The following is a 21,287-nucleotide window of genomic DNA, read 5'->3' as shown; positions in this document are numbered from 1 at the left end:
AGAGGTATGAAAATGAAGGAGATAACAGCGATAATCCGTATGAACAAGGTCCAAAAGACAATCGAGACCCTATCGGACTGCGGATATCCTTCTTTTACTGTCCAGGTGGTCATGGGCAGGGGTAAGCAAAAGGGCCTGTGCTATGAATTCGAACCTCCTCTCCCAAGTCCTGAGAATGCTTCCTCTAAAAACTGCATACCCTTTGTGCCCAAGAGGATGTTCACAATAGTTGTCGATGACAGGGCAGCCGATGAGATTGTCCGGAAGATAATAGAAGTGAACAGTACGGGACACGCTGGAGACGGAAAGGTGTTCGTGACAGACATACCTGAGTCGGTCAGGATACGCACCGGAGAGGAAGGCGAAGTTACTGTAGAGGGGGAATCATTATGAGTTCTGAGATCGAGGCAACACAGAACGTCGTCGATGAGATGATGAAGAGGTATCCGGAGAACGTTGCAAGGGACAGGAGAAAACATCTGGTCGTAAGGAACTGTTCCGCCGAGCAGCATATCGAGGCCAACAGCAAGGTGGTACCCGGCATCATGACAAACCGCGGCTGCGCCTTTGCAGGCGGCAAGGGTGTGGTGATGGGGCCGATCAAGGACATGGTGCACATCGTCCACGGGCCTATCGGCTGCGCATATTACACATGGGGGACCAGGCGCAATATGGCAAAGGCAGAGAACGGCGGAGATAACTACATGCAGTACAGCTTCTGTACAGACATGCAGGAAACCGATATAGTATTCGGAGGCGAGAAAAAGCTCAAGGCAGCCATTGATGATGCTGTAAGGATCTTCAAGCCGGGTGCCATCTCCATCTGCGCAACATGCCCGGTGGGGCTCATCGGTGATGACATCGAGTCAGTGGCAAGACAGGCAGAGAAGGAGCATGGTGTCAAGGTCATGGCACTTCGTTGCGAGGGCTACAGGGGTGTGAGCCAGTCTGCAGGACACCACATTGCAAGCAACGTGCTCATGGAACATGTGGTCGGTACCGAGGAGCTAGAGGACCCGACTCCCTTTGACATCAATATCTTTGGAGAATACAACATCGGCGGTGATCTCTGGGAAGTAAGGCCCCTGTTCGAGAAGATAGGATACCGCATAGTCTCAAGTTTCACAGGGGACGGTTCATACCATAATCTTGCAAAGGCCCACCGGGCAAAGCTCAGTATCCTGCTCTGCCACAGGTCGGTCAACTATACTAACCGTATGATGGAGCAGAAGTACGGGGTTCCCTGGCTCAAGGTCAACTATGTGGGAATAGAGGGTACGAAGAAATCACTGAGAAAGATGGCACAATTCTTCGATGACCCCGAACTGACAGGGAAGACTGAGGAAGTGATCGAAGAGGAGATGGCAAAGATCCGGCCTGAACTTGAAAAATACAGGAGAAGGCTTGCAGGCAAGAAGGTCTTCATATACTCAGGCGGCTCCAGGTCGCACCACTACCAGAACCTGTTCGATGATCTGGGGATGAAGGTGCTGGTGGCGGGATACCAGTTCGCCCACCGCGATGATTATGAGGGTAGAAAGATCCTTGAAGGCATGAAGGAAAAGGCTTCCAGCTCCATACTTGAGGATCTCCACTACGAACTTGAGGAAGGCTACAAGCCGGCAATCAGCGACGAGCGTATGAAGGAGCTCAAGGAGAAGCTCGGGCTCATGGATTACGAGGGAATGTTCCCCGAGATGAAGGACGGATCCATCGTTGTGGATGACCTGAACCACTATGAGACCGAGTTCCTCATCAGGGAACTCAAGCCGGACCTGTTCTGCTCGGGTATCAAGGACAAGTATATGGCCCAGAAGATGGGAGTTCCCTCAAGACAGATACACTCCTACGACTACAGCGGGCGCTACACAGGATTCTCCGGCGTGCTGAACTTCGCGAGGGATGTGGACATGGCGGTGAACAACCCCACATGGAGCCTGATGAAGGTACCATGGAAGGCGTAACAATATGGAGAATGGAGGAAGAAGAATGCTAGATTACACACCAAAGGAAAAGGTGCACCGTGATGCGCTGGTGGTCAACCCTGCCAAGATCTGTCAGCCTATAGGTGCCGTATATGCCGCAATGGGAATACATAACTGTATGCCCCATAGTCATGGGTCACAGGGATGTCTGTCATACCTGCGCATGTGCCTGACAAGGCATTACCGTGAGCCTACTGCAGCGACCAGCAGCAGCTTCTACGAAGGGACCGCAGTGTTCGGAGGCGCATCCAATCTCAAGCAGGCGCTTTCCAATATAGAGGCCGTCTACCAGCCGGAAGTTGTAGCCATACATACGACCTGTGTGGCTGAGACCATCGGAGATGACGTGAACCAGATAATCGAGGACGTGAAGATGGAAGAGCTTATCGACCCTTCCATCAAGCTCTGTGCGGCGTCCACTCCGAGCTATGTGGGATCCCACGTCACTGGCTATGACAACATGGTAAAGTCATTCGTCACTACCTTTGCCGGGAAGTCAAAGCCAAACGGCAAGCTCAACGTCATACCCGGCTTCGTGGACCCGGGAGACATCCGTGAGATCAAGAGGATACTCTCCATAATGAAGATCCCTGCAATAGTGTTCCCTGACCAGACCAACGTGTTCGACTCAGGGCTCTCGGGAGACGGGGCACTTTATGCAAAGGGAGGCACGCCCATCGGGGATATCGAGGACAGCGCAAACTCTGTGGGAACCATCGCATTATGCAGCATGGCAGGAGGCGCAGCGGCACAGGTGTTCAGGAACAAGTTCAAGATGCCCGTGCAGGCCGGCCCGGCGCCTATCGGGGTGCGCTACACTGACAGGTTCATCATGAAGGCTGCCGAGCTTGCAAATGTTCCTATCCCCCCGGAGCTCGAACAGGAGAGAGCCAGGGTAGTGGACATGATGACCGATGCCCATCCGCACTATTACGGGAAGAAGGTCGCTATCTTCGGTGACCCTGACATCATCCAGGGCCTGACCAGCCTGGTGCTTGAGATGGGAATGGAGCCGACCGTGGTACTTTCCGGTACCGCGGGCAAGGCTTTCGAGGAGGAGACGTCACAGCTTATACACCCTCTCTATCCTGATTCAGACATACTCACAGGAGCGGACCTGTTCACGCTCCACCAGATAATCAAGAACGAGCCGGTGGATATGCTTATCGGTAACACCTATGGTAAGCACATTGCTCTTGCCGAGGATATACCACTGATCAGGGTAGGGTTCCCGATAATGGACAGGGCGAACCTGCACCATTTCCCTGTGATGGGCTATGCGGGAGCAGCACGGATGGTCGAGTGGATAGGCAACACTTTCCTTGACATAAAGGACAGGACAATTCCCGAAGAAGAGCTGGAGGTCGTGCAGTAACGGCCTCATAAACCACCTATGGAGGATCAATATGCCGGAAATAACAGGCGTGGTGAGAAACGTGATCAGCACGCTGGATGAAAGACAGCCATACATAGCCCTCAAGCAGGTAAAGAAAGAGGATACGACGCTTGCCTGTGACAATACATCCATAGCAGGCTCCATGAGCCAGAGGGCCTGTGTGTACTCGGGTGCACGTGTTGCCTTAAATCCTGTGACCGACGCAGTGCACCTTGTCCACGGACCTATAGGGTGTGCAAGCTATACATGGGATATCAGGGGCAGCCTGTCCAGCGGGAAGGAAACTTTCCGTACAAGCTTTTCCAGTAATATGAAGGAGCTGGACGTGGTGTTTGGCGGTGAGAAGAAACTGTCAAAGTGCATTGACGAGCTGATTGCACTTTATAGGCCGCCAGTGGTTTTCGTATATTCCACCTGTATTGTCGGTATAATCGGCGACGACCTTCAGGCAGTATGCAGGGAAGCAAGCCTGCAGCACGATATACCCATAATACCAGTACAGTCTGAAGGCTTCAAAGGTACCAAGTCCGACGGCTATAAGGCAGCCTGCAATGCCCTGATGCAGCTTATCGGAACAAGGGAACCTGAGATAAGTTCCCCTTACAGGATCAACATCCTGGGAGATTACAATGTGGCAGGGGATGTCTGGCTTGTCAAGCCCCTCTTTGAGAAGATGGGTATACAGGTCATAACATCCATGACAGGAGATGCAACAGCGGACAGTATCTCAAAGGCACACGGTGCCCAGCTTAACCTGGTGCAGTGCTCAGGCTCCATGACATACCTTGCTAAGTGGATGATGAAGGAGTACGATATCCCGTTCAGGAAGGTCAGCTACTTCGGGATAGAGGATATTGCCACCGCCCTGAGGGAAACAGCAGAGTTCTTCGGTTCCCGGGAAATGAAGAGAATCGCCGAGGAAATTATCGAGAGCGAGACCCGGAGGATAATGCCCGAGATCCGGAGCATCCGCAGCCGTGTCCGAGGAAAGACCGCAGCCATCTACATGGGCGGTGCAGCCAAGGCGCTTACTCTGATCAAGGGTTTCCGTGAGCTTGGAATGGAAGTGGTGATCATCGGCACGCAGACCGGCAAGCAGGAAGACTACAGGCAGATCAGCTACCAGGTAAAGGACGGGACGGTAATAGTTGACGATGCCAATCCCCTGGAGCTTGCCGAACTGCTGGTAAGGCAGAAGGCGGACCTGATGGTGGCAGGCGTCAAGGAGCGCTTCCTCGCATACAAGCTGGGAGTGGCTTTCTGCGACTTCAACCATGACAGGGTAATAGAATTTGAAGGCTATGACGGCTTCCTCAATTTTGCAAGGGAACTGGACGCTTCCATGAACAGTCCCGTATGGAAATTCCATGGAAGCAGGCTTAAGCCGGCAGTTGATGCAGCGAGGAAGAATGAAGCCGGCTTAAAAACCCGGCAAGGAGCAGGAATTGAAGCGACAGCCAGGGAGGCAAAGAACATGCATGATCTCAGCACCGCCACACTGCAGGAGTCGGTAGCATGACCGAGCGGAACTACGCAACAGTCAATCCCTGTGTCATGTGCCAGCCGATAGGCAGTGTGATGGCATTCAAGGGAATAGAGAACTCCATGGTAATGCTCCATGGTTCACAGGGATGCAGCACTTACATGAGACTGCACCTTGCCCATCATTTCAGGGAGCCTGTGGACATCGGGTCAAGCTCCCTGAGCGAGAAGGGAGCTGTCTATGGAGGAAGCGAGAATCTCAAGAAGGGACTCAAGAACCTGATCCTGCGCTATAATCCCAAGGTCATCGGTGTTTCCACCACCTGTCTTGCCGAGACCATCGGGGACGATATCGGGCGCATCATTGCGGAATTCAGGGAGGAAGAGGACATTGCTTACGACGTAATGATCATTCCCGTACCGACACCGAGCTATGAGGATAGCCATAACAGCGGGTACATCAAGGCAGTGGAGGCCATTGTTAAGGAATTCACTGCCGGTGGAATACATGGAAGCGGCATTTTCAATAACAAGCTCAATGTGGTGCTCTCGGAGAATGTGTCACCGGAAGATACAAGGGAACTCAGGAGGATATTCTCAGACATAATTGGTCCCAACTCCTTCATACTCCTGCCTGACATCTCGGAAACCTTTGATGCTCCAATGACAGGAGAACTGCAGAAGATCTTCTCCGGAGGGACGCCTCATTCCGCCATAGCGGACATGAAGAACAGCGCTGCGACCATCGGGCTGGGGATAGCCAATAATAACAAGGCTGTCAGATATCTTGAACGGGCCTTCGACATACCATCGCAGGACCTGCCACTTCCCATCGGACTGGAATACACCGACAGTTTGCTGGCCGCTTTATCGGGAACAGCCGGGATAGACGTGCCCGAAACATACCAGAAGGAGAGGGGCCGCCTGATAGATGCCATGGTGGACTCGCATAAGTATGTCTACGGTATAAAGGTAGCTATCTACGGGGACCCCGACAATGTACTGGGTATGCTGTCTCTTGCACTTGAGAATGGCATGCATCCCGTCCTTGTGGCAGCTTCCGGCAAGTCCCCGGGATTTGCCGGGCATGCAATGGAGAGGGTCAGGCAGGTAAAGCCCGACTGCGATGTAACCATCCTCGAGGATGTTGACTTTGATACTTTTAACGATGCAGTGAAAAAGGCAAAGCCCGATATGCTCATTGGCAACTCTAACGGGAAGTATGTTGCAAAGGAGATGGGTATACCACTTGTGAGGGTGGGTTTCCCCATACACGACAGGGTGGGCGCCCAGAGGATACTGTCCCTTGGGTACCTCGGGGCAATGAACATGCTGGACAGGATCACGAATACAATACTGGAAGCTCAGGAGGAGAAGCTTGCTGAAAAATGGTCCGAACCGGAAAGCTACGTTCCGTTCGGCGAGGATACATTTCACTCAGCAGAGGCATGAATAATACTGGGCCAGGCAGAATGGATAGAAAAAGGATAAGGGATCACCTTATCCAGACTGCCCGGGGCTCCTTTCTGGGGGACCTCCCCGCAGCCTTTCCTTCATACCCGAACACAATCGGTGCAATGACCCGGTAGTCGTAGGGTATCCCCAGCTCGCTCATGAATTCCACATTATCTTGGATAAAGCATGCCGTACCCACCCAGCAGCTTCCGATACCCAGTGATGTTGCTGCAAGCATCATGTTCTGGGCACACATGGCACAGTCGTAATCGGTAGTGAAACCGGCATTACTGCCAAGCACGATGACAAGTATAGGAGCTCCGTAGAATACATCAAAATCCTCGTGTGACAGCTGTTTTTTAAAATCGGTCACATTATCGTTGGGTATGTCCTGAAGCTGTGCAAGCAGTTTCGGCTTGCAGTAGTCTGACATCCTTTTCATCATTTCCTTGTTCTGCACCACGACAAAGAACCATGGCTCCGACCCGAATCCGGTGGGAGCGTAAATTCCCGCATCGATTATCGCTTTTACAGACTCCTCGCTCACCGGCCTGTCAAGATAATTGCGGACGCTCCGGCGTGCTTTTATATTACGTATGATCTCATTGTCTTCCCCCGCCATTGACCTCACTCCCATAAACTTACTCTTCTTTATTCCTTAACTTCTCTTTTTTCGTTTTATCATCATCGGCTTAGTACTTCCCCTGCCCTTACCTTTCTTAACGTGGGACCTTTTATGCCTGCCCTTTATCTCTCGATGCCTCGAATTCCTTTTTCGAGATCTGCACCAGTGAATCGGGGTCATCCACATCCTTGTGGACATAAAGACCGCACCAGCAGCGCTTCATCGCATCGAAGTGCTCCCTGTGGAAGGGTATGCACGGGCATACCAGCTGCATATCGTGCTCACGCTCACCCGTCAATCCCTGGCAGGGACAATAAGGGCTGCCCTTCTCCTTTTCCAGCATGACCTCCTGCTCCAGCAGGAAATCCACGAGTTCCGTGTCCGGACTGAATTTATATCCAAGGGGGTCGATGACCCTCTGGAACATTGTCCTGAATTGCTGCATACGCTTCTCAGTATCCATGGACACTCACCTTTCAGGGAGATTCAACAAACTGGAATATCTCTGGGGATTGTAGCCCACTACCACGTCCTCCCCTATCTTGACAAAGGGAAAGGACATCTCCTCCCCATGGGACAGGCAATCCTCACGGATAGACCTGCGTGTCTCCTCGTCAGCCTTATCATAATCGATGTACTCAAAGGGAATATCTCTTTCCCTGAAGAACTTCTTGGCCCTCATGCACCAGGGACAGGTGCTGAGAGTGTACATTACCACTTTCTTCATTGAAACTCACCGTTCCATATTAACGTAAACCTTGCCTTCGGTCACCTTCGTACCGTAGGCCGGGACCTTTATCTCCCTGGCATTGAGAAACTCACCGCTGCGTATGTCAAAGAGCCAGTCGTGGCAGGGACATTTTATAACAAACCCCTCAAGGCTTCCTTTCGAGAGAGGGCAGTCCATATGAGGGCATTTGTTGGATATTGCATAGAAACCGCCTTCCTGCCTGATCAGCAGCAGTTTTTCCCCCTCCACCAGCAAAGGCTTCTTTCCGCCATCATCCAGCTCGTTTTCATTTATTGCGAAGAACCACACCAAGCCTGATACCTCCGTCAGTAGGGCACCTTCCATTAAACCATGACAAGGATCTCTCCTCCTTCGACCTTGTTCTGATATGTCTCAAGGGTCGCATCCTTGTCTCCGGGGTGCTTACCAGTCCTTGTATCATATTCCCATCCATGGCATCCGCATTTCAGAGTGTGCTCGTCGATGAAGGCGCCCTTGGAAAGCCGGCAGCCCATATGACTGCACTTGCCATAAAGAGAATATATGTTCCCGTTTTTCCTGAACAGAATTATGGGAGTATCCTTTACCCTGACAAACTCTATGCTGTTGTCAGTCAGGTCTTTTTCCTTTAGCGCAAAGAACCAGGATTTCTCCGGCATACGTTAACCTCCCATAGGTAAGCAGGGAGTCAAAAATATAAATAATTGTCGTGGTTTAACAGGACAACTATTTCAAGGTGCCCAGCAGAACACGGTCAGGATAAATGACCTGCCTTACTCTGGAAATGCCTGTACTCTTTCGTGATCAGGAAAGCACTCAGAAGACCTGCCATGATGTCGGATAGCGGGAAAGCCATCCACACGCCGGAAAGGTCCAGATAACGCGGCAAGAGTATCACCAGCGGTATGAGGAAAAGTATCTGACGGCACATGGAGAGTATAAATGAAGGCCTTGCTTTCCCGATAGCCTGGAACACTGTGGTGCTGATAACATTCATCCCTATCACCGGGGTTGCGAGGACCATTATCCTCAGGGCGGTCTCCCCGTTTGTTATCAGGTCAGTGTCCGTACTGAATATCCTGAAGAATGTCCCCGGGAACATGAACAGCACGGCAAATCCAAGAAAACCGATCACTGTAGTGATCTTCAGTGACAGCTTTATTGACTCGTTGACCCTTGTGAAATTCTGCGCCCCGTAATTATAGCCCACTATCGGCTGCAGTCCGTGGGAGACACCTATGATGGGCATGAGAATAAGCATCAGCATACGGCTGGCTATCCCGAATACGGCAATAGACAGGTCCCCTCCGTAAAAAGCGAGCACGTTGTTCAGCACCAGCATCATAAGACTGCTCGATGCACCCATGACAAAGGAACCGAAGCCGATGAATGTGATCTCCCGCAGTGCCACATACTCAGGAACAATATTGCGCATTCTGAGTTTTAAGGGGCTCTTGCCTGCAATGTAGTAGTGCACAAGATATGCCGTGCCTGCCAGCTGTGCGAGCACTGTGGCTATGGCAGCGCCGCGGATGCCCATATCAAAACCGAATATGAGGATGGCGTCAAGGACTATGTTAAGAAGCCCGGAGAACACCATGTTGTTCATGGCAACTTTAGCATTGCCTTCCGCCCGTACCAGGTTGTTCAGCACGAATCCGAAAGTGAAAGCGAAAGTGCCCTGAAGTATGACAACCGAGTAATCCCTTGCATAGGGCAGGTTGTCCGCTGTTGCACCAAACAGATTCAGGATGGCATCCACATTGGAAAAGAACAGGATCGGAAGAAGTATGCTGGCCGCCAGGGTATAGAGGAAGACGTTTCCCAAGGTCTTCTCGGCTTTATCCACATCCTTTGCACCAAGCATCCGCGAGATCACAGAAGAGCCTCCGACACCTATACCGATAGACACTGCCATGATGATCATCTGCAGAGGGAAAGCAATGGATATGCCCGCAATTCCCAGCACGCTTTGTTCGCCCAGAGCCCTTCCCACAAAGAAGGTATCCACAAGATTATAGAATGCATGGACCAGCAAGCCTATGATAGCCGGGGCGGAGAGCTTCCAGAGCAGGCTGTTAATATTTTGAGTTCCCAAAAATTCGCTTTTACCGTTCATATAGATATCCTGAGATGAGATGCCGATTTCTGCTTATTCCGTATCAGAGCCTATATCAAATTTCTCCAGGGTAGCCAGGCCCTTGTCAAGCAGCCTGGCAAACATCTCTTTTTCGCCTTCCGAAAAAGCAGACAGGAGGACCCCGTTCCACTTGCTGAGAGCCTTATGTATCACCGGAATGAGCTGCCTTCCACTGTCAGAAATGAAAACCCTGTATATTCTGCGGTCATCCCTGTCCCTCGTGCGGGTGACATATCCTTCACCTTCGAGGTCCCTGACAGCTCTTGTTGCAGTAGCCTTGCTGAGGTTCAGATGCCTGGCGAGGCTTTCCTGTGAGCATCCATCCCAGCGGGAAAGCGTCAGCAGGAATGCGAACATCGGCCCTTTCAGCTTATAGGGTTCAAGCACTCTGTCAATATAGAGGTGGTTATGTGAGGCGATGAAGCCTATCCTTTTGCCGATGGTCTCGGGCGGTATCATGGAATGCACCTGTGAATATAATAGTTTCATCTGAAACAAAACTGTTTAACGTGAAACTATTATAAAAAGACTCCTGCCATATCCAGTATCATAAGTGTCCTGAAAAAGTCAAAGATAAGAACAACCTGAAGGCACAAACTTCCAGTTATAGGGTGCATTTCATGTTCCTGAACTTACATCAACGAAGTAGTTATTGCTGCAGTAATACCACTGTTTTGAAACAGAGTAGTTTCTGTCCTTGAAGTAATAAGAAACCAGTAGCTTATAAGTCGTTACCTGCAACACTGCCTGTCTCGCCGTCATAATACGAGTCTGTCGTGGCATCCGACGAGAAAGCATGTATTGAAAAATATAAATAGTTGTCACGGTTGGCAGGACACTTAGCCCCACTTTGACAGTCAAATAAGGTTATAAAAATGCAGAGATAAAATAAAAGGAGAGGATGAGAGCTTATTGCTCCCCACCACTTTTCTGTTTCTTCATTACCACATACCCAACACCTATCACGACCATGATACCGAGTATCAGGTAGGCAAATCCGAAACCGTCTTTATCCTCAACAGGTGTCTCCTCTTTAAAAGATACAGGAGACTTCACATGAAAAGGAGCATCCTCAGGTGGTATATAGATGCCGTCCCCTACAACTTCAAAAATAGAGAATCCTGGTGTTTCAGAATAGAAGTAGATGTAATCGTCTTCTTCTCTCTCCTTATATGTAGGCAGATTATTCCACTGACCTTCGTGGAATCTGGTCATGCGGATAGTAGATACGTCGATGTTGTTCTCCTCTATCCACTGCCTGTTAACCTTGAAAAGGATCAGGATGTTGTCTGCATTATGGATTGATATAGTACCCTGGCTTCCCACATCGATGCTCATGAGCTGGTATGAGTTGCCTGGCGGGTTGGGAATGCCTTCTGGCTTGTCTGAGAGCACCTGTACCTTTGCAACCACAAGACCTTCATTGTCCTTTGCATAAAAGCTGATACCAATTACCGGACTGCCGGTGCCGGAGAGATCATACTCAACACTTGAGCCGCCCAGTACATGTTTTACTGCTGTGTAGGTGGAAGTGACGCTCTCGGGAGGCTGGCCGGGGCTAACAGAGACACGGGTGCTTGAACCGGAACTGCCTGAACTGCCCGGGGCAACAGTGATGTAAACGGTCTGCGTGCTTATGTTATAGCCACCTGCATTTAACGCATTCAGGCTTACAGTGTATGTACCTGCACTTGTATAGGTGTGGCTTGGGTTCTGAACCGAAGAGGTCGCACCATCACCGAAGTTCCATGCCCATAAAGTGGGGGTATTGGTTGAATTATCAGTGAAAGTGACCGCAAACGGTGCTGTCCCTGAAGTTGCGGAAGCCGTGAAGTTGGCAACCGGGGCAATGGCAACCGTGATGTACGAGAGCTGAGTGCTGATATTACTGCCAGCAATGTTTGTTGCAGTCAGGCTGACATCATAAGTGCCTACATCCATGTAGATATGGGTCGGATTCTGGTCGGTTGATGTGTTGCCATCATCGAAGTTCCAGAACCATGAATCTACAATACCCACAGACTGGTCTGTGAAATTAACTGATAGCGGGGCCATACCGGAACTTACATTTGACATAAAGCCTGTAACCGGCAGAGAAGGAACCAGAGTGAATTCAATTCCTGTATTTTCACCCTCAGTTACATTCACCGTCTGGGTGGCAGGTGTCTCATAATACTGCTTCATTATCGTTATATTATAGTATCCCGGCCTTAGGCTAAGGATTGTGTTGGTCTGCACCGTCTGATTGGTACCATTTACATAAACCCATGCACCACTTACCGATGAGTTCACAGGAAGGGTACCCGGAATGTTTTGATTCTGGAAGTACGGAAGAGAGAAACCATCATCTATTTTCCAGACGAAAACGGAATTATCAGCCGTTGTAATGATATTGCCGCCTGCATTCCAGGCAAGGCCCGTATCTCCGGAAACAAATGTGAAACTGGTGAAGTTGCCATAGGAAGTAGCAATGCCAGCACCAGAAGCCGGAGTGCCGGAATAATAACAGTTGCTCACAGCGCTGATATTAAGCCCGACAAGACCACCGACATAGGAATCACCGATGACATTGCCAGTGGCAAAACAGTTGCTCACACTCACAGTGTCACCATTACTCCCGAGAAGACCACCGACATAGGAATCACCGATGGCATTGCCAGTGGCATAACTGCTGCTCACAGCACCGTTTTCAATACGGCCAACCAGACCGCCGACATAGTAAGTACCAGTGGCGTTGCCGGTGGCAAAACAGTTGCTCACAGTACCGACGCCATTAGACCCGACAAGACCACCGACAGAGCTTGCACCAATGACATTAACAGTGGCATAACTGCTGCTCACAGCGCCACCATAATTGGATCCGACAAGACCACCGACACCGGAATCACCGGTGACATTACCAATGATATAACTGTTGCTCACAGTGGAACTCTCAATATAACCAACCAAACCACCGACATCGTAACGACCGGTGACATTGCCGGTGGCATAACAGTTCCTTACATTGCTATATGCAATATAGCCAACCAGACCGCCGACTAAGTCTCCTGTTGAAACAACACCATCGAGGCTTGTCTCTACTCCAAGATCATAGATATCAGCATCGTTTGCATAGCCAAAGAGCCCGGCATGGTCAGTGGTATGATAAATAGTCAGGTTCTTTATTACAAATCCGCTTCCGTCAAAATTGCCGGTGAAACGTATGGTGCCATTACCAATCGGAGTGTGATTTCCCTCAAGCGTGATGTTCTGCATAAGTCTGAAGTAACTGCCCCAGTCAGCGGAAGTTGATGACAATGTATCAATATCGCTGTCAGTTGAAAGCAAATACGGATCTCCATTAGTCCCGCTGCCGCCGGAGTAAGCGACTGCTGTAGCTGTTCCTGTGCATGTTAGTAATATGCATGCAAAAAGTATTGAAATTATGCAATGTCTCTGTAATCCCATCATAAATATGCATCCTGATGACAGTTAATGTTCATGGTCTGCAACATGTGAGTACCGAAACCACATCCACAGTGGCGGCGTCAATACCACAAGTTTCGAACATGCAGTAACAATTCTAATAATGCTGTAAATACTATTATAAATATAATATTACAACATATATACTTTGCATTGCATAAAAGGAAATATCAAAAACACATGGACCTGCCATCAATATCCCATAGCGTAAAAACAATCCTTGTGCATCCTTTATTTGAATGCTTGCTGGAATATCCTGAAAAGAGATAGAAAACCGGTTCTATAGAAATGCTCATGAAGCATACTAAACCTCGGCCACAGAGTTCACAGATGGGTATTGAAAACTACTTCATTCTCTGTGTCCTCTGTGAACTCTTGTGGTAAAAACCAAGCTATAAGTATTCAAAAGGGCCGGAAAATCAGAAATAACTGGAAGGCTGTGCCTTCCAGCTATCGGGAGCATTTCCTTTTCCGGCAACCATATCGATGAAATACTCGTTGTTGTAGTAGTACCAGAGGCTTTTGACAGAATACTGCCTGTCCCTGAAGTAATAGAAGTCTGAATTAGACTCATCAGTACCTGCAACACAACCGGCTTCATCATCGTAGTAAGGCCCTATAGTAGGATCCAGAGGGAACCAGTCGTCATTCTCATAAACCTCCACCCAGGCATGACCTCCGCTCATGCCGGAAAGACTCACTTCCCCTACGGCAACCCTGACGGTGCTCTCATCATATTCACCTGATGCTATCAGCAGTGAAGCCAGTGCGTTGGCCTGGTCCTCGCAGTCGCTTACTATGGCACCCGGAACAGGATTGGTTCTGCTGGACGGAGTTTCGTACAGGAACTGTGACGGATACAGCCATGTCTCCTGCTTTCCCGTAAGGGTCATATCAGACACCCATATCCATGAAACGGCAGCCTGATAGATACTATATTTGTCTTCCAGGCCTTCCTCTTCCAGATAGGAGGTTATTACATCATCATACGGAGTGACATACTCCTGGAAGTATGAGATGCCATTCATCCGGGGAGCGTTCCACTTCAGGAAATCTGCAAGTTCTTCCCTGTAGAGCATGCTATCCTGCACAACCACTGCAGGCTGTCGGATAATGCCGTTCTTTTCATCTGAATCTGGAAAGTTACCCGGAGCCGGTATCCTGCTATTGCGGGACTGATGCATGCTTTGCATATTTGAACCAGGTGCGGCCCTGTGGCTGCCCTGAAATGATGCAGAGGAGAATTCATCTGCAATCAATTGGCTTGCTGTGGCTTGTTCTTGCGCGATCGTGTAGACCGAACATAGTAAGATCATTGCCATCAGGAAAGACAATACTACTTTTCCCATCGTGATCGACCTCTAGATAAAGAGTGTCCGTCCGGGCAAGCTATTTGCCCGCACGAAGCCTCGCATTTCTTATAGATCATGCCTTGCTCATTCATACCTCAACGCATCCACCGGCCTCATCTTCGAGGCATTGTAGGCAGGCACCACGCCTGAGATTATGCCTATGAGGACAGCGATGAAAATACCCAGCAGCATCAGCTCAGGCGAGAGAGTTGAACCCATGGATGATCTCATCATTGTCAGTCCCAGCGACGGCAGCATTGACGTCAGCCCGAGGCTCAGTACGATACCGAGCACCCCTCCGACAAATCCTACAAGTGCCGAGTTGACAAGGAATATCATCATTATGTCCCTGTTCCTGGCCCCGATGGCTTTCATGGTGCCTATTTCCCGCGTCTTCTCCATTACCGAGGTAAACATCGTGTTTGCAATACCTACTGATCCCACTACAAGGGAGACCCCTGCTATGGCCCCCAGGAAAAGGCTCATTGACGACATCATCTCACTGGCAGACTCAGCCATTGACAACGAATCGCTTACACTGAAGTCCCTGTCTTTCTCATTCATGACATGCCTTGATATCATGAGTTTCTCCTCTACATCTGTGACCACTGTCTCGACATTTTCTACGTCATTGACCTTGATGACAATGGAATCATAAACATCAGGCTCTGCATCTTCTATCAGCTCGACTGCAGCATCTATAGGCATTATCACTGCATTGTCGTCCTCACCGGATGCAAGTATCCCTACGACCCTCACGGATTTTCCGTTGATGGTTATGACCCTGTTGAGACCTATCTGGGTATCGTACATCTCATTGGCTATCCTGTAGCCGATGACAGCAACGTAATTGTCCGCAGGCTCCAGCAGCCTTCCCGATTCAAGATCATAGGTGACCGTGTACTGCCATACCTGGGAATCGACACCTGTTATGGAAAGTTCTGCGGATTCACCCATGTAGTACACGGATTCCCTTCCGGAGATCTTGCCGTACATAGAGTCGATGTTATCCACCAGTTTGATAGCCCGGAGATCCTTGTCTGTAAGTTCCGCGTCCTCCGAGGAAGACGAGAGACCACCGCCTCCACCACCTCCCGGTCCCATGGCCGAGAATGCCCTGGTATTGCCCGGAGTAACGGTGATTGTGGTAAGATCCATGTCAGCAAGGCGGCTTTCCATATCTGCCGACATGCTGTCGCTGATGGACATGATGGTGACCACTGCACCCACACCAATGACGATACCGATTATAGTGAGCCAGCTCCTGATCCTGCTGTGCAGCAGGATGTTGGTTGCAAGCTTAAGATATGTCCTTCGTCTCATTGCCCTTCCTTCGACATCTTCCTCTTCAGTCCCCTCATGCGGTTTGATATTTCACCACGAATATCCTCATTGGACTGACCTGCTTTCCTCTTCCTGTAATAGAGAAACATCCCTGCAAGAACTATCGCTGCCAGGCCGTACTTCAGGTAAGTACCGGTCGATGACTGCTGGGACCTTCCGCCAGGACCCATGCCTGCAGCTGTTGTCCCTGTGGAGGATAACTCAATGGGAACACTTTTTTCCACAGACAATCTCTGTCCCGTGGAATCAGTGTACTCTATCAGGACAAGCAGGTTATTCCTTGAACCGGAAGATTGGGATTGGGTAGTGTTGGAGGAACTTGCCTGTGCCTGTCCCGGCCTTTCACCGGATGAGCCTGACGACATCATACTGGCAGAAGTTACAGAGAAGGATGTGATAGTGTAGTCCCCTTTCTCAAGGTTCCCAACGATGGTGGAAGTGCTGCCCGTTGCCCTGAAGTTCTCCTGTTCAGGTATTGAGACCTTGACAGAATATGCCTGGTTGTTGCCCACGTTCGCCAGTGACAATGAGACCTCTCCTGCACTGCTCTCGGAATAAGTCACGTCGAAGTCCGTACCGCCTCCCACAAAGAGACCGGCCTTTGTCTTGATGGTGCTCTCATTGGAGTCATAATCCTGGAAGTTGAGCGTGATATCAAGCTGGTACAGTCCAGGGTCAGCGTTCACGTTAGCCATGACAGAATAAGCAACTGTCACTGACTCGCCTACACCAAGATAAGTTATGTATTTTGTATTGTCAGAGTAAACCGGGAGGATGGTGCCTGTTGAGTCTTCCCAGGACACTGCCATGTTCTTGAGAGGAGAGGTACCGGTATTGGTTATGATGAACTCCAGGGGTTCCACAGTGGCAAGGTCAATGCTGGATTTGCTGATCGTGACGATCTGTGCATATTCCTTGCCCTGTACATCCACAGCCACCGTAGTTTTCACAGATGCATCACTACTGCTGTCCTTGACATAGATATTGAGGTCATAGGTCTTCTTTGCAGCATCGGCATCTACCTTGAGCTTGAACTTGACCGTGGTGGCGTCATCCTCGCTCTGGCGGGCCTTCATGTAGGAGATGGTCTTTGAAAGCGACTCTCCTGAAGCCTGAGAGAAAGGATATTCAGGATCTACCGTAATGACCACGTTGGAAAGGTCCTTATTTCCCACGTTCTGCACGGTCAGTGTAAGTTCAACAACCTCACCCGGTCTTGCAGGACTCGGGCTCTGGCTCATAACATTTATATCTACTCCACTCGCGCTGTTGGATATGGCTGCGGATGATGAAGTAGCTGATAAGATCAGGAATAATACGAATATCAAAAGTTTTCTCATTTCAATCACATTGTTTACGTAATCACATTGCTTCTCTGTGGATAGTCTCTACTTTTTCGACCATGCCGTCTTTGATATGAACCACCCTGTCAGCGTATTGCACAGGCTTCAGGTCATGGGTGACGATTATGATCGTAGTTCCTTCCCTCTTATGCAGGTCGCTCAGGAATTCGAGGATATAACTGCCGGTCTTACTGTCAAGGTTGCCTGTCGGCTCATCCGCAAGAATCACTTTGGGATTTACTGCAAGCGATCTTGCTATTGCGACCCTCTGCCTCTGTCCGCCTGACAGCTGTGAAGGAAGGTTATTCTTCTTCTCGGAAAGTCCTACAACTGCCAGCAGCTCCTCCGCCCTCTTTCTGGCAAATGCGGGATCTGCCTCCTGGAACTCAAGCGGGAGCATTACATTCTCTATCGTGTTGAGTGTGGGAATGAGGTTGAACTGCTGGAAAATGAAACCTATCATCTGTCCCCTTATCTGTGCAAGTTCGGATTCCCCCAATGTGGAGATATCCCTGCTGTTCAGCTCCACTATACCCCTGCTGGGAAGATCGAGACAGCCTATAAGGTTCATCATCGTACTTTTTCCGCTGCCGCTTGGCCCGAGAATGACAACGAACTCACCTTTGTCTATAGTGAGATTCACGTCCTTGAGGGCATCAAAGGTGACCTCACCCATCTGGTACGTTTTCCAGACATTGCGCAGGTTCAGCAAGGGTTCACTGTCGTTTGCCTGAATAGGCCCGGAACCTGACGATATACTGAGATTATTCTCCATGCTATCCTTCATGCTTTTCTCCTGAGACCGGCTTACCAGTGAAAGTCTTGGCCTCTTTCTCCCGGGGGAGATATTTTCAACAGGCGATCCATTTGCTCAGGCGTCAGTTTTCTGATGAGGGCCGATGCAACGTAGATGTTGTTCTCGTTGATCATCGCCTGAGTGCGAAGTTCAATTAATTGCTTGAATGTATCTTTCATGCAATGCCTCCTAAACTCGCAAGAGGCATCCTTATCTGAAAGATGCCTCCTGTACGAGAGAGTGGTTATACATGGTGGTACTTTGTGTGCTCAGTGGCACTACGGGCCATGTTACTGGCATCCGTGGGTGCCACTTCGCGGGGGTGGGCGATACTCGTCAGCAATTGTCTTGCTGACAAACCCTGAATTAGCAAGTTTAAATAAAAGCATACTTACAAACAAAGGCTAAAAAGGAAGTATTATGCATAAATAAAACTTTATAGAGCTACTTATGTATAACCAATGCTTTAGACCAGGAAATAGGTCATATTAGAGAGTCTATAAAGGTTTGACATACAGAAAAAGACCGGTAAGGCGTTTTCCATATATAAGAAAAATGATCTGCCGACAAGCTAATGAATAAAAGCCAGGAAAAGTGCAGGAGTGTGAGAATGATCATGGCCTCACGTGACAGAGTTCAGGAGAACAGGTTTACAGATACGAAGAAAAACTCATTTTTCCTCCCCAACCAGGAAAATGATGTTCCCTCTGCCCTTTTTGAATTTCTGGATCTTTCCTCTTTTTTCCAGATCAAGAAGCATCAGGCTTACCTTGCCTTCGGAGTACCTGAGGCGTTTACGCATGTCTTTCTGGGTCATCCTGCCTCCCTGGGACACAAGGATATCCAGTATCTCCTGCAGATCTGCTGGCACTGGTCCTGAAACTCTTTCCGTATGCTTCTCTGCCTCCTGGACCGTTGTCCCTGAGATGACACCGGTTTCAGGATAATTGTCATCCGCAACATCCTCTTCCGTGGGGTGCTCATGATATTTATGTAGCCCGGGACTCTCTTCGGGCTCAGTGAAAGTAATCCCTGAAGGCACTTCACGAGTAGGCCCCGGGAACTTTTCACCGGAAGGCTCAGGGGAGAAAGAAGAACTTCCGGATATGGCAGGCTCAAGTGCAGGCGATACAGGTACAACGGGATCATCAGCGGAATGTTCTGTTCTCCGTGGGGAGACGGCTGAAGATGCCTCTCTCTTATAGCGTACCTGGTAAAATAGGATGAGCAGGACTAAAACAAGGGTCAGTGAGACGCCTATCAGTATTGCGCTGTTATCCCCTGCAGATGAGCCGCTTACGTTCAGGCCCGTTCTCTCAGGGCTGCTTTCAGTAGAATCGAGCTGGCTGGCAGTATAGGACGGGAGAAGAAGCAGGTCCACAACATAGTTACCTTCTCCGGAAACTGTGATGACCTCCTCCCCGTAATGGGTCAGAGTGCCGTTCTGGTAATAGGTGGCCTTTACCAGATACGTACCGTTGGAGAGGTCAAAGGAGTATACTCCTGATTTTGCCACTAGAGACTGTACGGGGGTTGTGTTCACCTCTATTACCGCATTGTCAAGTGGTTCAAAGGTACTCCATTCATAAGCAACGCCGTGCACTGTCGCTATCCCCGAGGCCATGCAGATGCCTGACAGGGAAAGCAATACAGCGACGCAACTTATGTAAAATATAAATTTCATTCAAATCAATAATTGCTTTTTGCTATATCAATCATTCTCAAAAAGAGGCGGTTTCCATATTTGTTTTTTTCCGGCGACGTTTCCTTCTTCGAAGTAATAGATACCATTACCGAAGAGTTCTGACCTGCCTTTTCCCGTTGCAATCAGGGAGATGTCCTCTCCTGCGACCTCAACCATGAAACCCGAGCCGGATAAAGAAACACCACCGGTCATATTTTTATAGGATACTATTTCCTGTCCCGTCTCTGTGCTTGATATGGAAGGCGTGGGATCGTTTTCCAGCCGGACGGTCAGATCGCTGTTGAAATCGGTATAAGAAATGTTACCATGGGAAACATACAGACGGACATCAAGATCACCAAAAAGGACTATAGTGCCGTTACCCTGTGCATGCAGGGTGCCATTCTCCGGGATCACCGCGTGAGAAGCAAGATACGGGCTTAATCTGCCAAATATGCTCTTAAGACGTAAGTTGGCCTGAGTGATGCTCTCCCTTGATCTTTCCAGGCATTCCTCCTCGCTCTGGCACGTGAGGGAACCGTTCAGGGAGTTATTCTGGGAGCTGTTAACTGAATCTGCACCTGCTGACATGTCAGACATTTCCAGATACATCCGGGCATCGCTTACCAGCAGGATGTACTCCTCGAGGAGAGACTCCATGTCTTTTACGTCCTCACCTTCCTGTTCCAGCATGGCAATACTCACTGCAAGGCGCCGGGACATCTTTTCGGACTTGGTGATAATATCCTCAAGCATTGCCCGGTCTGAGGGCACTTGTGTGTTCCGGATAAAGAACCTGTCCGGAAAGTCATCCAGACGCCTGTCCTCATGAGGACGCTCAGACTGGGATAAAGGACCTTCTCCCTGTCTTTCCGGAGAGCCGATATCACTGCCCGGAGCAATAAAGGCTGATACTAGGATCATCGATATAAGGATGATCACAAATATTATCGGCGCCTGCTTCATTCAAAACCATATCCTGACATGTTGATCATTTTTACGTCGTGTTGATTAAGGCCCATTATGGGACCCTGTCTCTCTGTGTTTTATGAAAGTCTCTTTTGAATATAAACATACTTAATAGTATAGCAGAAATCACTTGACCTTCTGCTTGACGCATACAGCGTTCAGGAGCTTCTTAAAGCTTATCAACCCTTTATAATCAGCCGGAATAGCATAAATTCCCTGTTAAAAGCTGCGACCTCCTTTAAAGCATGTTTCACCCGTACTGGCATATTTCAGACGAGGAATAACAGGTTTACCGGTCAGCAGACAGTAAATTCAGAATGGCACCAGGGCATGAAAAGTCTATTTTCCCACTTTTTGAATGTGTCTGCGGAGGTATGCTTTTTTTGCCAGGCCTGACCGGAAGATAACACAAGATTGAGATCCTAAAATGTATTTGAAGCATAAATATCTCTCATATTGCCAATAAAACTTTATTAAAGGTTTTTATTTTCGCTTAAAAGGTTAATTGGCGCTATTTTGCT

The 21,287-nt window shown here is 49.3% G+C and carries 20 protein-coding genes; 5 read left to right on the top strand and 15 right to left on the bottom strand.

From position 1 onward, the window contains the following. Positions 1-12 precede the first annotated feature (12 nt). The 5 genes from PV02_RS01515 to PV02_RS01495 are packed head-to-tail and all read left to right on the top strand — an operon-like array spanning position 13 to position 6,315. The gene (locus PV02_RS01515) at positions 13-393 is read left to right on the top strand and encodes a P-II family nitrogen regulator (RefSeq protein ID WP_256621607.1); all 381 of its coding nucleotides are present in this window, start codon (positions 13-15) and stop codon (positions 391-393) included. Beyond that, the gene (gene nifD, locus PV02_RS01510) at positions 390-1,964 is read left to right on the top strand and encodes a nitrogenase molybdenum-iron protein alpha chain (protein WP_256621606.1); all 1,575 of its coding nucleotides are present in this window, start codon (positions 390-392) and stop codon (positions 1,962-1,964) included. The genes PV02_RS01515 and nifD overlap by 4 nt, the downstream gene beginning before the upstream one ends. A gap of 25 nt (positions 1,965-1,989) precedes the next feature. Continuing rightward, positions 1,990-3,360, top strand: a complete 1,371-nt coding sequence (gene nifK / locus PV02_RS01505; RefSeq protein WP_256621605.1) for a nitrogenase molybdenum-iron protein subunit beta — start codon at positions 1,990-1,992, stop codon at positions 3,358-3,360. A gap of 31 nt (positions 3,361-3,391) precedes the next feature. Continuing rightward, positions 3,392-4,900: a nitrogenase iron-molybdenum cofactor biosynthesis protein NifE gene (gene nifE / locus PV02_RS01500; RefSeq protein ID WP_256621604.1), complete on the top strand. Its 1,509-nt coding sequence runs from the start codon at positions 3,392-3,394 to the stop codon at positions 4,898-4,900. Further along, entirely contained in the window at positions 4,897-6,315 is a 1,419-nt protein-coding gene (locus PV02_RS01495; protein WP_256621603.1) for a nitrogenase component 1, read from the top strand. The genes nifE and PV02_RS01495 overlap by 4 nt, the downstream gene beginning before the upstream one ends. Positions 6,316-6,358: 43 nt before the next feature. Here the strand turns inward: PV02_RS01495 and PV02_RS01490 are convergent, their stop codons facing one another. The 15 genes from PV02_RS01490 to PV02_RS01410 all read right to left on the bottom strand — a co-directional run bounded on the left by PV02_RS01490 (position 6,359) and on the right by PV02_RS01410 (position 20,721). Continuing rightward, entirely contained in the window at positions 6,359-6,955 is a 597-nt protein-coding gene (locus tag PV02_RS01490; protein WP_256621602.1) for a nitroreductase family protein, read from the bottom strand. A 97-nt stretch (positions 6,956-7,052) separates the two neighbouring features. Next, complete coding sequence (locus PV02_RS01485) at positions 7,053-7,406, bottom strand: ferredoxin-thioredoxin reductase catalytic domain-containing protein (protein ID WP_256621601.1); 354 nt, start codon at positions 7,404-7,406, stop codon at positions 7,053-7,055. Between the two features lie 6 nt (positions 7,407-7,412). Next, a complete protein-coding gene (locus PV02_RS01480) occupies positions 7,413-7,670 on the bottom strand; it encodes a glutaredoxin family protein (RefSeq protein WP_256621600.1) in 258 nt (85 codons plus the stop codon). 6 nt (positions 7,671-7,676) lie between these two features. Next, entirely contained in the window at positions 7,677-7,982 is a 306-nt protein-coding gene (locus PV02_RS01475) for a Rieske (2Fe-2S) protein (protein WP_256622126.1), read from the bottom strand. 35 nt (positions 7,983-8,017) lie between these two features. Continuing rightward, positions 8,018-8,332 (bottom strand): Rieske (2Fe-2S) protein, encoded by a 315-nt coding sequence (locus PV02_RS01470; RefSeq protein ID WP_256621599.1) that lies wholly within the window; start codon positions 8,330-8,332, stop codon positions 8,018-8,020. Between the two features lie 95 nt (positions 8,333-8,427). Further along, entirely contained in the window at positions 8,428-9,771 is a 1,344-nt protein-coding gene (locus PV02_RS01465) for an MATE family efflux transporter (protein WP_256621598.1), read from the bottom strand. Between the two features lie 54 nt (positions 9,772-9,825). Next, positions 9,826-10,272 carry a MarR family winged helix-turn-helix transcriptional regulator gene (locus tag PV02_RS01460; protein ID WP_256621597.1) on the bottom strand — a complete coding sequence of 149 codons (447 nt, stop codon included), beginning with the start codon at positions 10,270-10,272 and terminating at the stop codon, positions 9,826-9,828. Between the two features lie 450 nt (positions 10,273-10,722). Further along, positions 10,723-13,140, bottom strand: a complete 2,418-nt coding sequence (locus PV02_RS13185; RefSeq protein ID WP_305891097.1) for a PGF-pre-PGF domain-containing protein — start codon at positions 13,138-13,140, stop codon at positions 10,723-10,725. A 557-nt stretch (positions 13,141-13,697) separates the two neighbouring features. Then, entirely contained in the window at positions 13,698-14,627 is a 930-nt protein-coding gene (locus tag PV02_RS01440; RefSeq protein ID WP_256621595.1) for a transglutaminase-like domain-containing protein, read from the bottom strand. A gap of 87 nt (positions 14,628-14,714) precedes the next feature. Continuing rightward, on the bottom strand, positions 14,715-15,953 hold the full coding sequence (locus tag PV02_RS01435) for an ABC transporter permease (RefSeq protein WP_256621593.1): 1,239 nt from the start codon (positions 15,951-15,953) through the stop codon (positions 14,715-14,717). After that, complete coding sequence (locus PV02_RS01430; RefSeq protein ID WP_256621592.1) at positions 15,950-17,215, bottom strand: COG1361 S-layer family protein; 1,266 nt, start codon at positions 17,213-17,215, stop codon at positions 15,950-15,952. The genes PV02_RS01435 and PV02_RS01430 overlap by 4 nt, the downstream gene beginning before the upstream one ends. A 121-nt stretch (positions 17,216-17,336) precedes the next feature. Then, complete coding sequence (locus PV02_RS01425) at positions 17,337-18,092, bottom strand: ABC transporter ATP-binding protein (RefSeq protein ID WP_425438344.1); 756 nt, start codon at positions 18,090-18,092, stop codon at positions 17,337-17,339. 32 nt (positions 18,093-18,124) lie between these two features. Next, complete coding sequence (locus PV02_RS01420) at positions 18,125-18,292, bottom strand: hypothetical protein (protein WP_256621590.1); 168 nt, start codon at positions 18,290-18,292, stop codon at positions 18,125-18,127. Between the two features lie 491 nt (positions 18,293-18,783). Next, entirely contained in the window at positions 18,784-19,797 is a 1,014-nt protein-coding gene (locus PV02_RS01415; RefSeq protein WP_256621588.1) for a helix-turn-helix transcriptional regulator, read from the bottom strand. A gap of 27 nt (positions 19,798-19,824) precedes the next feature. Next, on the bottom strand, positions 19,825-20,721 hold the full coding sequence (locus tag PV02_RS01410; protein WP_256621587.1) for a hypothetical protein: 897 nt from the start codon (positions 20,719-20,721) through the stop codon (positions 19,825-19,827). Positions 20,722-21,287: the final 566 nt, after the last annotated feature.

This window comes from Methanolobus chelungpuianus (assembly GCF_024500045.1).
Lineage (GTDB): Archaea > Halobacteriota > Methanosarcinia > Methanosarcinales > Methanosarcinaceae > Methanolobus > Methanolobus chelungpuianus.
The sequence above is the reverse complement of the archived record's forward strand: the minus strand, read 5'-3'. Positions and strand labels throughout refer to the sequence as shown.

Coding starts and splice junctions, on each gene's coding strand:
- PV02_RS01515 (WP_256621607.1), top strand. CDS start 13: ATGAAGGAGATAACAGCGATAATCCGTATGAACAAGGTCCAAAAGACA.
- nifD (WP_256621606.1), top strand. CDS start 390: ATGAGTTCTGAGATCGAGGCAACACAGAACGTCGTCGATGAGATGATG.
- nifK (WP_256621605.1), top strand. CDS start 1,990: ATGCTAGATTACACACCAAAGGAAAAGGTGCACCGTGATGCGCTGGTG.
- nifE (WP_256621604.1), top strand. CDS start 3,392: ATGCCGGAAATAACAGGCGTGGTGAGAAACGTGATCAGCACGCTGGAT.
- PV02_RS01495 (WP_256621603.1), top strand. CDS start 4,897: ATGACCGAGCGGAACTACGCAACAGTCAATCCCTGTGTCATGTGCCAG.
- PV02_RS01490 (WP_256621602.1), bottom strand. CDS start 6,955: ATGGGAGTGAGGTCAATGGCGGGGGAAGACAATGAGATCATACGTAAT.
- PV02_RS01485 (WP_256621601.1), bottom strand. CDS start 7,406: ATGGATACTGAGAAGCGTATGCAGCAATTCAGGACAATGTTCCAGAGG.
- PV02_RS01480 (WP_256621600.1), bottom strand. CDS start 7,670: ATGAAGAAAGTGGTAATGTACACTCTCAGCACCTGTCCCTGGTGCATG.
- PV02_RS01470 (WP_256621599.1), bottom strand. CDS start 8,332: ATGCCGGAGAAATCCTGGTTCTTTGCGCTAAAGGAAAAAGACCTGACT.
- PV02_RS01460 (WP_256621597.1), bottom strand. CDS start 10,272: ATGATACCGCCCGAGACCATCGGCAAAAGGATAGGCTTCATCGCCTCA.
- PV02_RS01440 (WP_256621595.1), bottom strand. CDS start 14,627: ATGGGAAAAGTAGTATTGTCTTTCCTGATGGCAATGATCTTACTATGT.
- PV02_RS01435 (WP_256621593.1), bottom strand. CDS start 15,953: ATGAGACGAAGGACATATCTTAAGCTTGCAACCAACATCCTGCTGCAC.
- PV02_RS01430 (WP_256621592.1), bottom strand. CDS start 17,215: ATGAGCCAGAGCCCGAGTCCTGCAAGACCGGGTGAGGTTGTTGAACTT.
- PV02_RS01425 (WP_425438344.1), bottom strand. CDS start 18,092: ATGGAGAATAATCTCAGTATATCGTCAGGTTCCGGGCCTATTCAGGCA.
- PV02_RS01420 (WP_256621590.1), bottom strand. CDS start 18,292: ATGAAAGATACATTCAAGCAATTAATTGAACTTCGCACTCAGGCGATG.
- PV02_RS01415 (WP_256621588.1), bottom strand. CDS start 19,797: ATGAAATTTATATTTTACATAAGTTGCGTCGCTGTATTGCTTTCCCTG.
- PV02_RS01410 (WP_256621587.1), bottom strand. CDS start 20,721: ATGATCCTAGTATCAGCCTTTATTGCTCCGGGCAGTGATATCGGCTCT.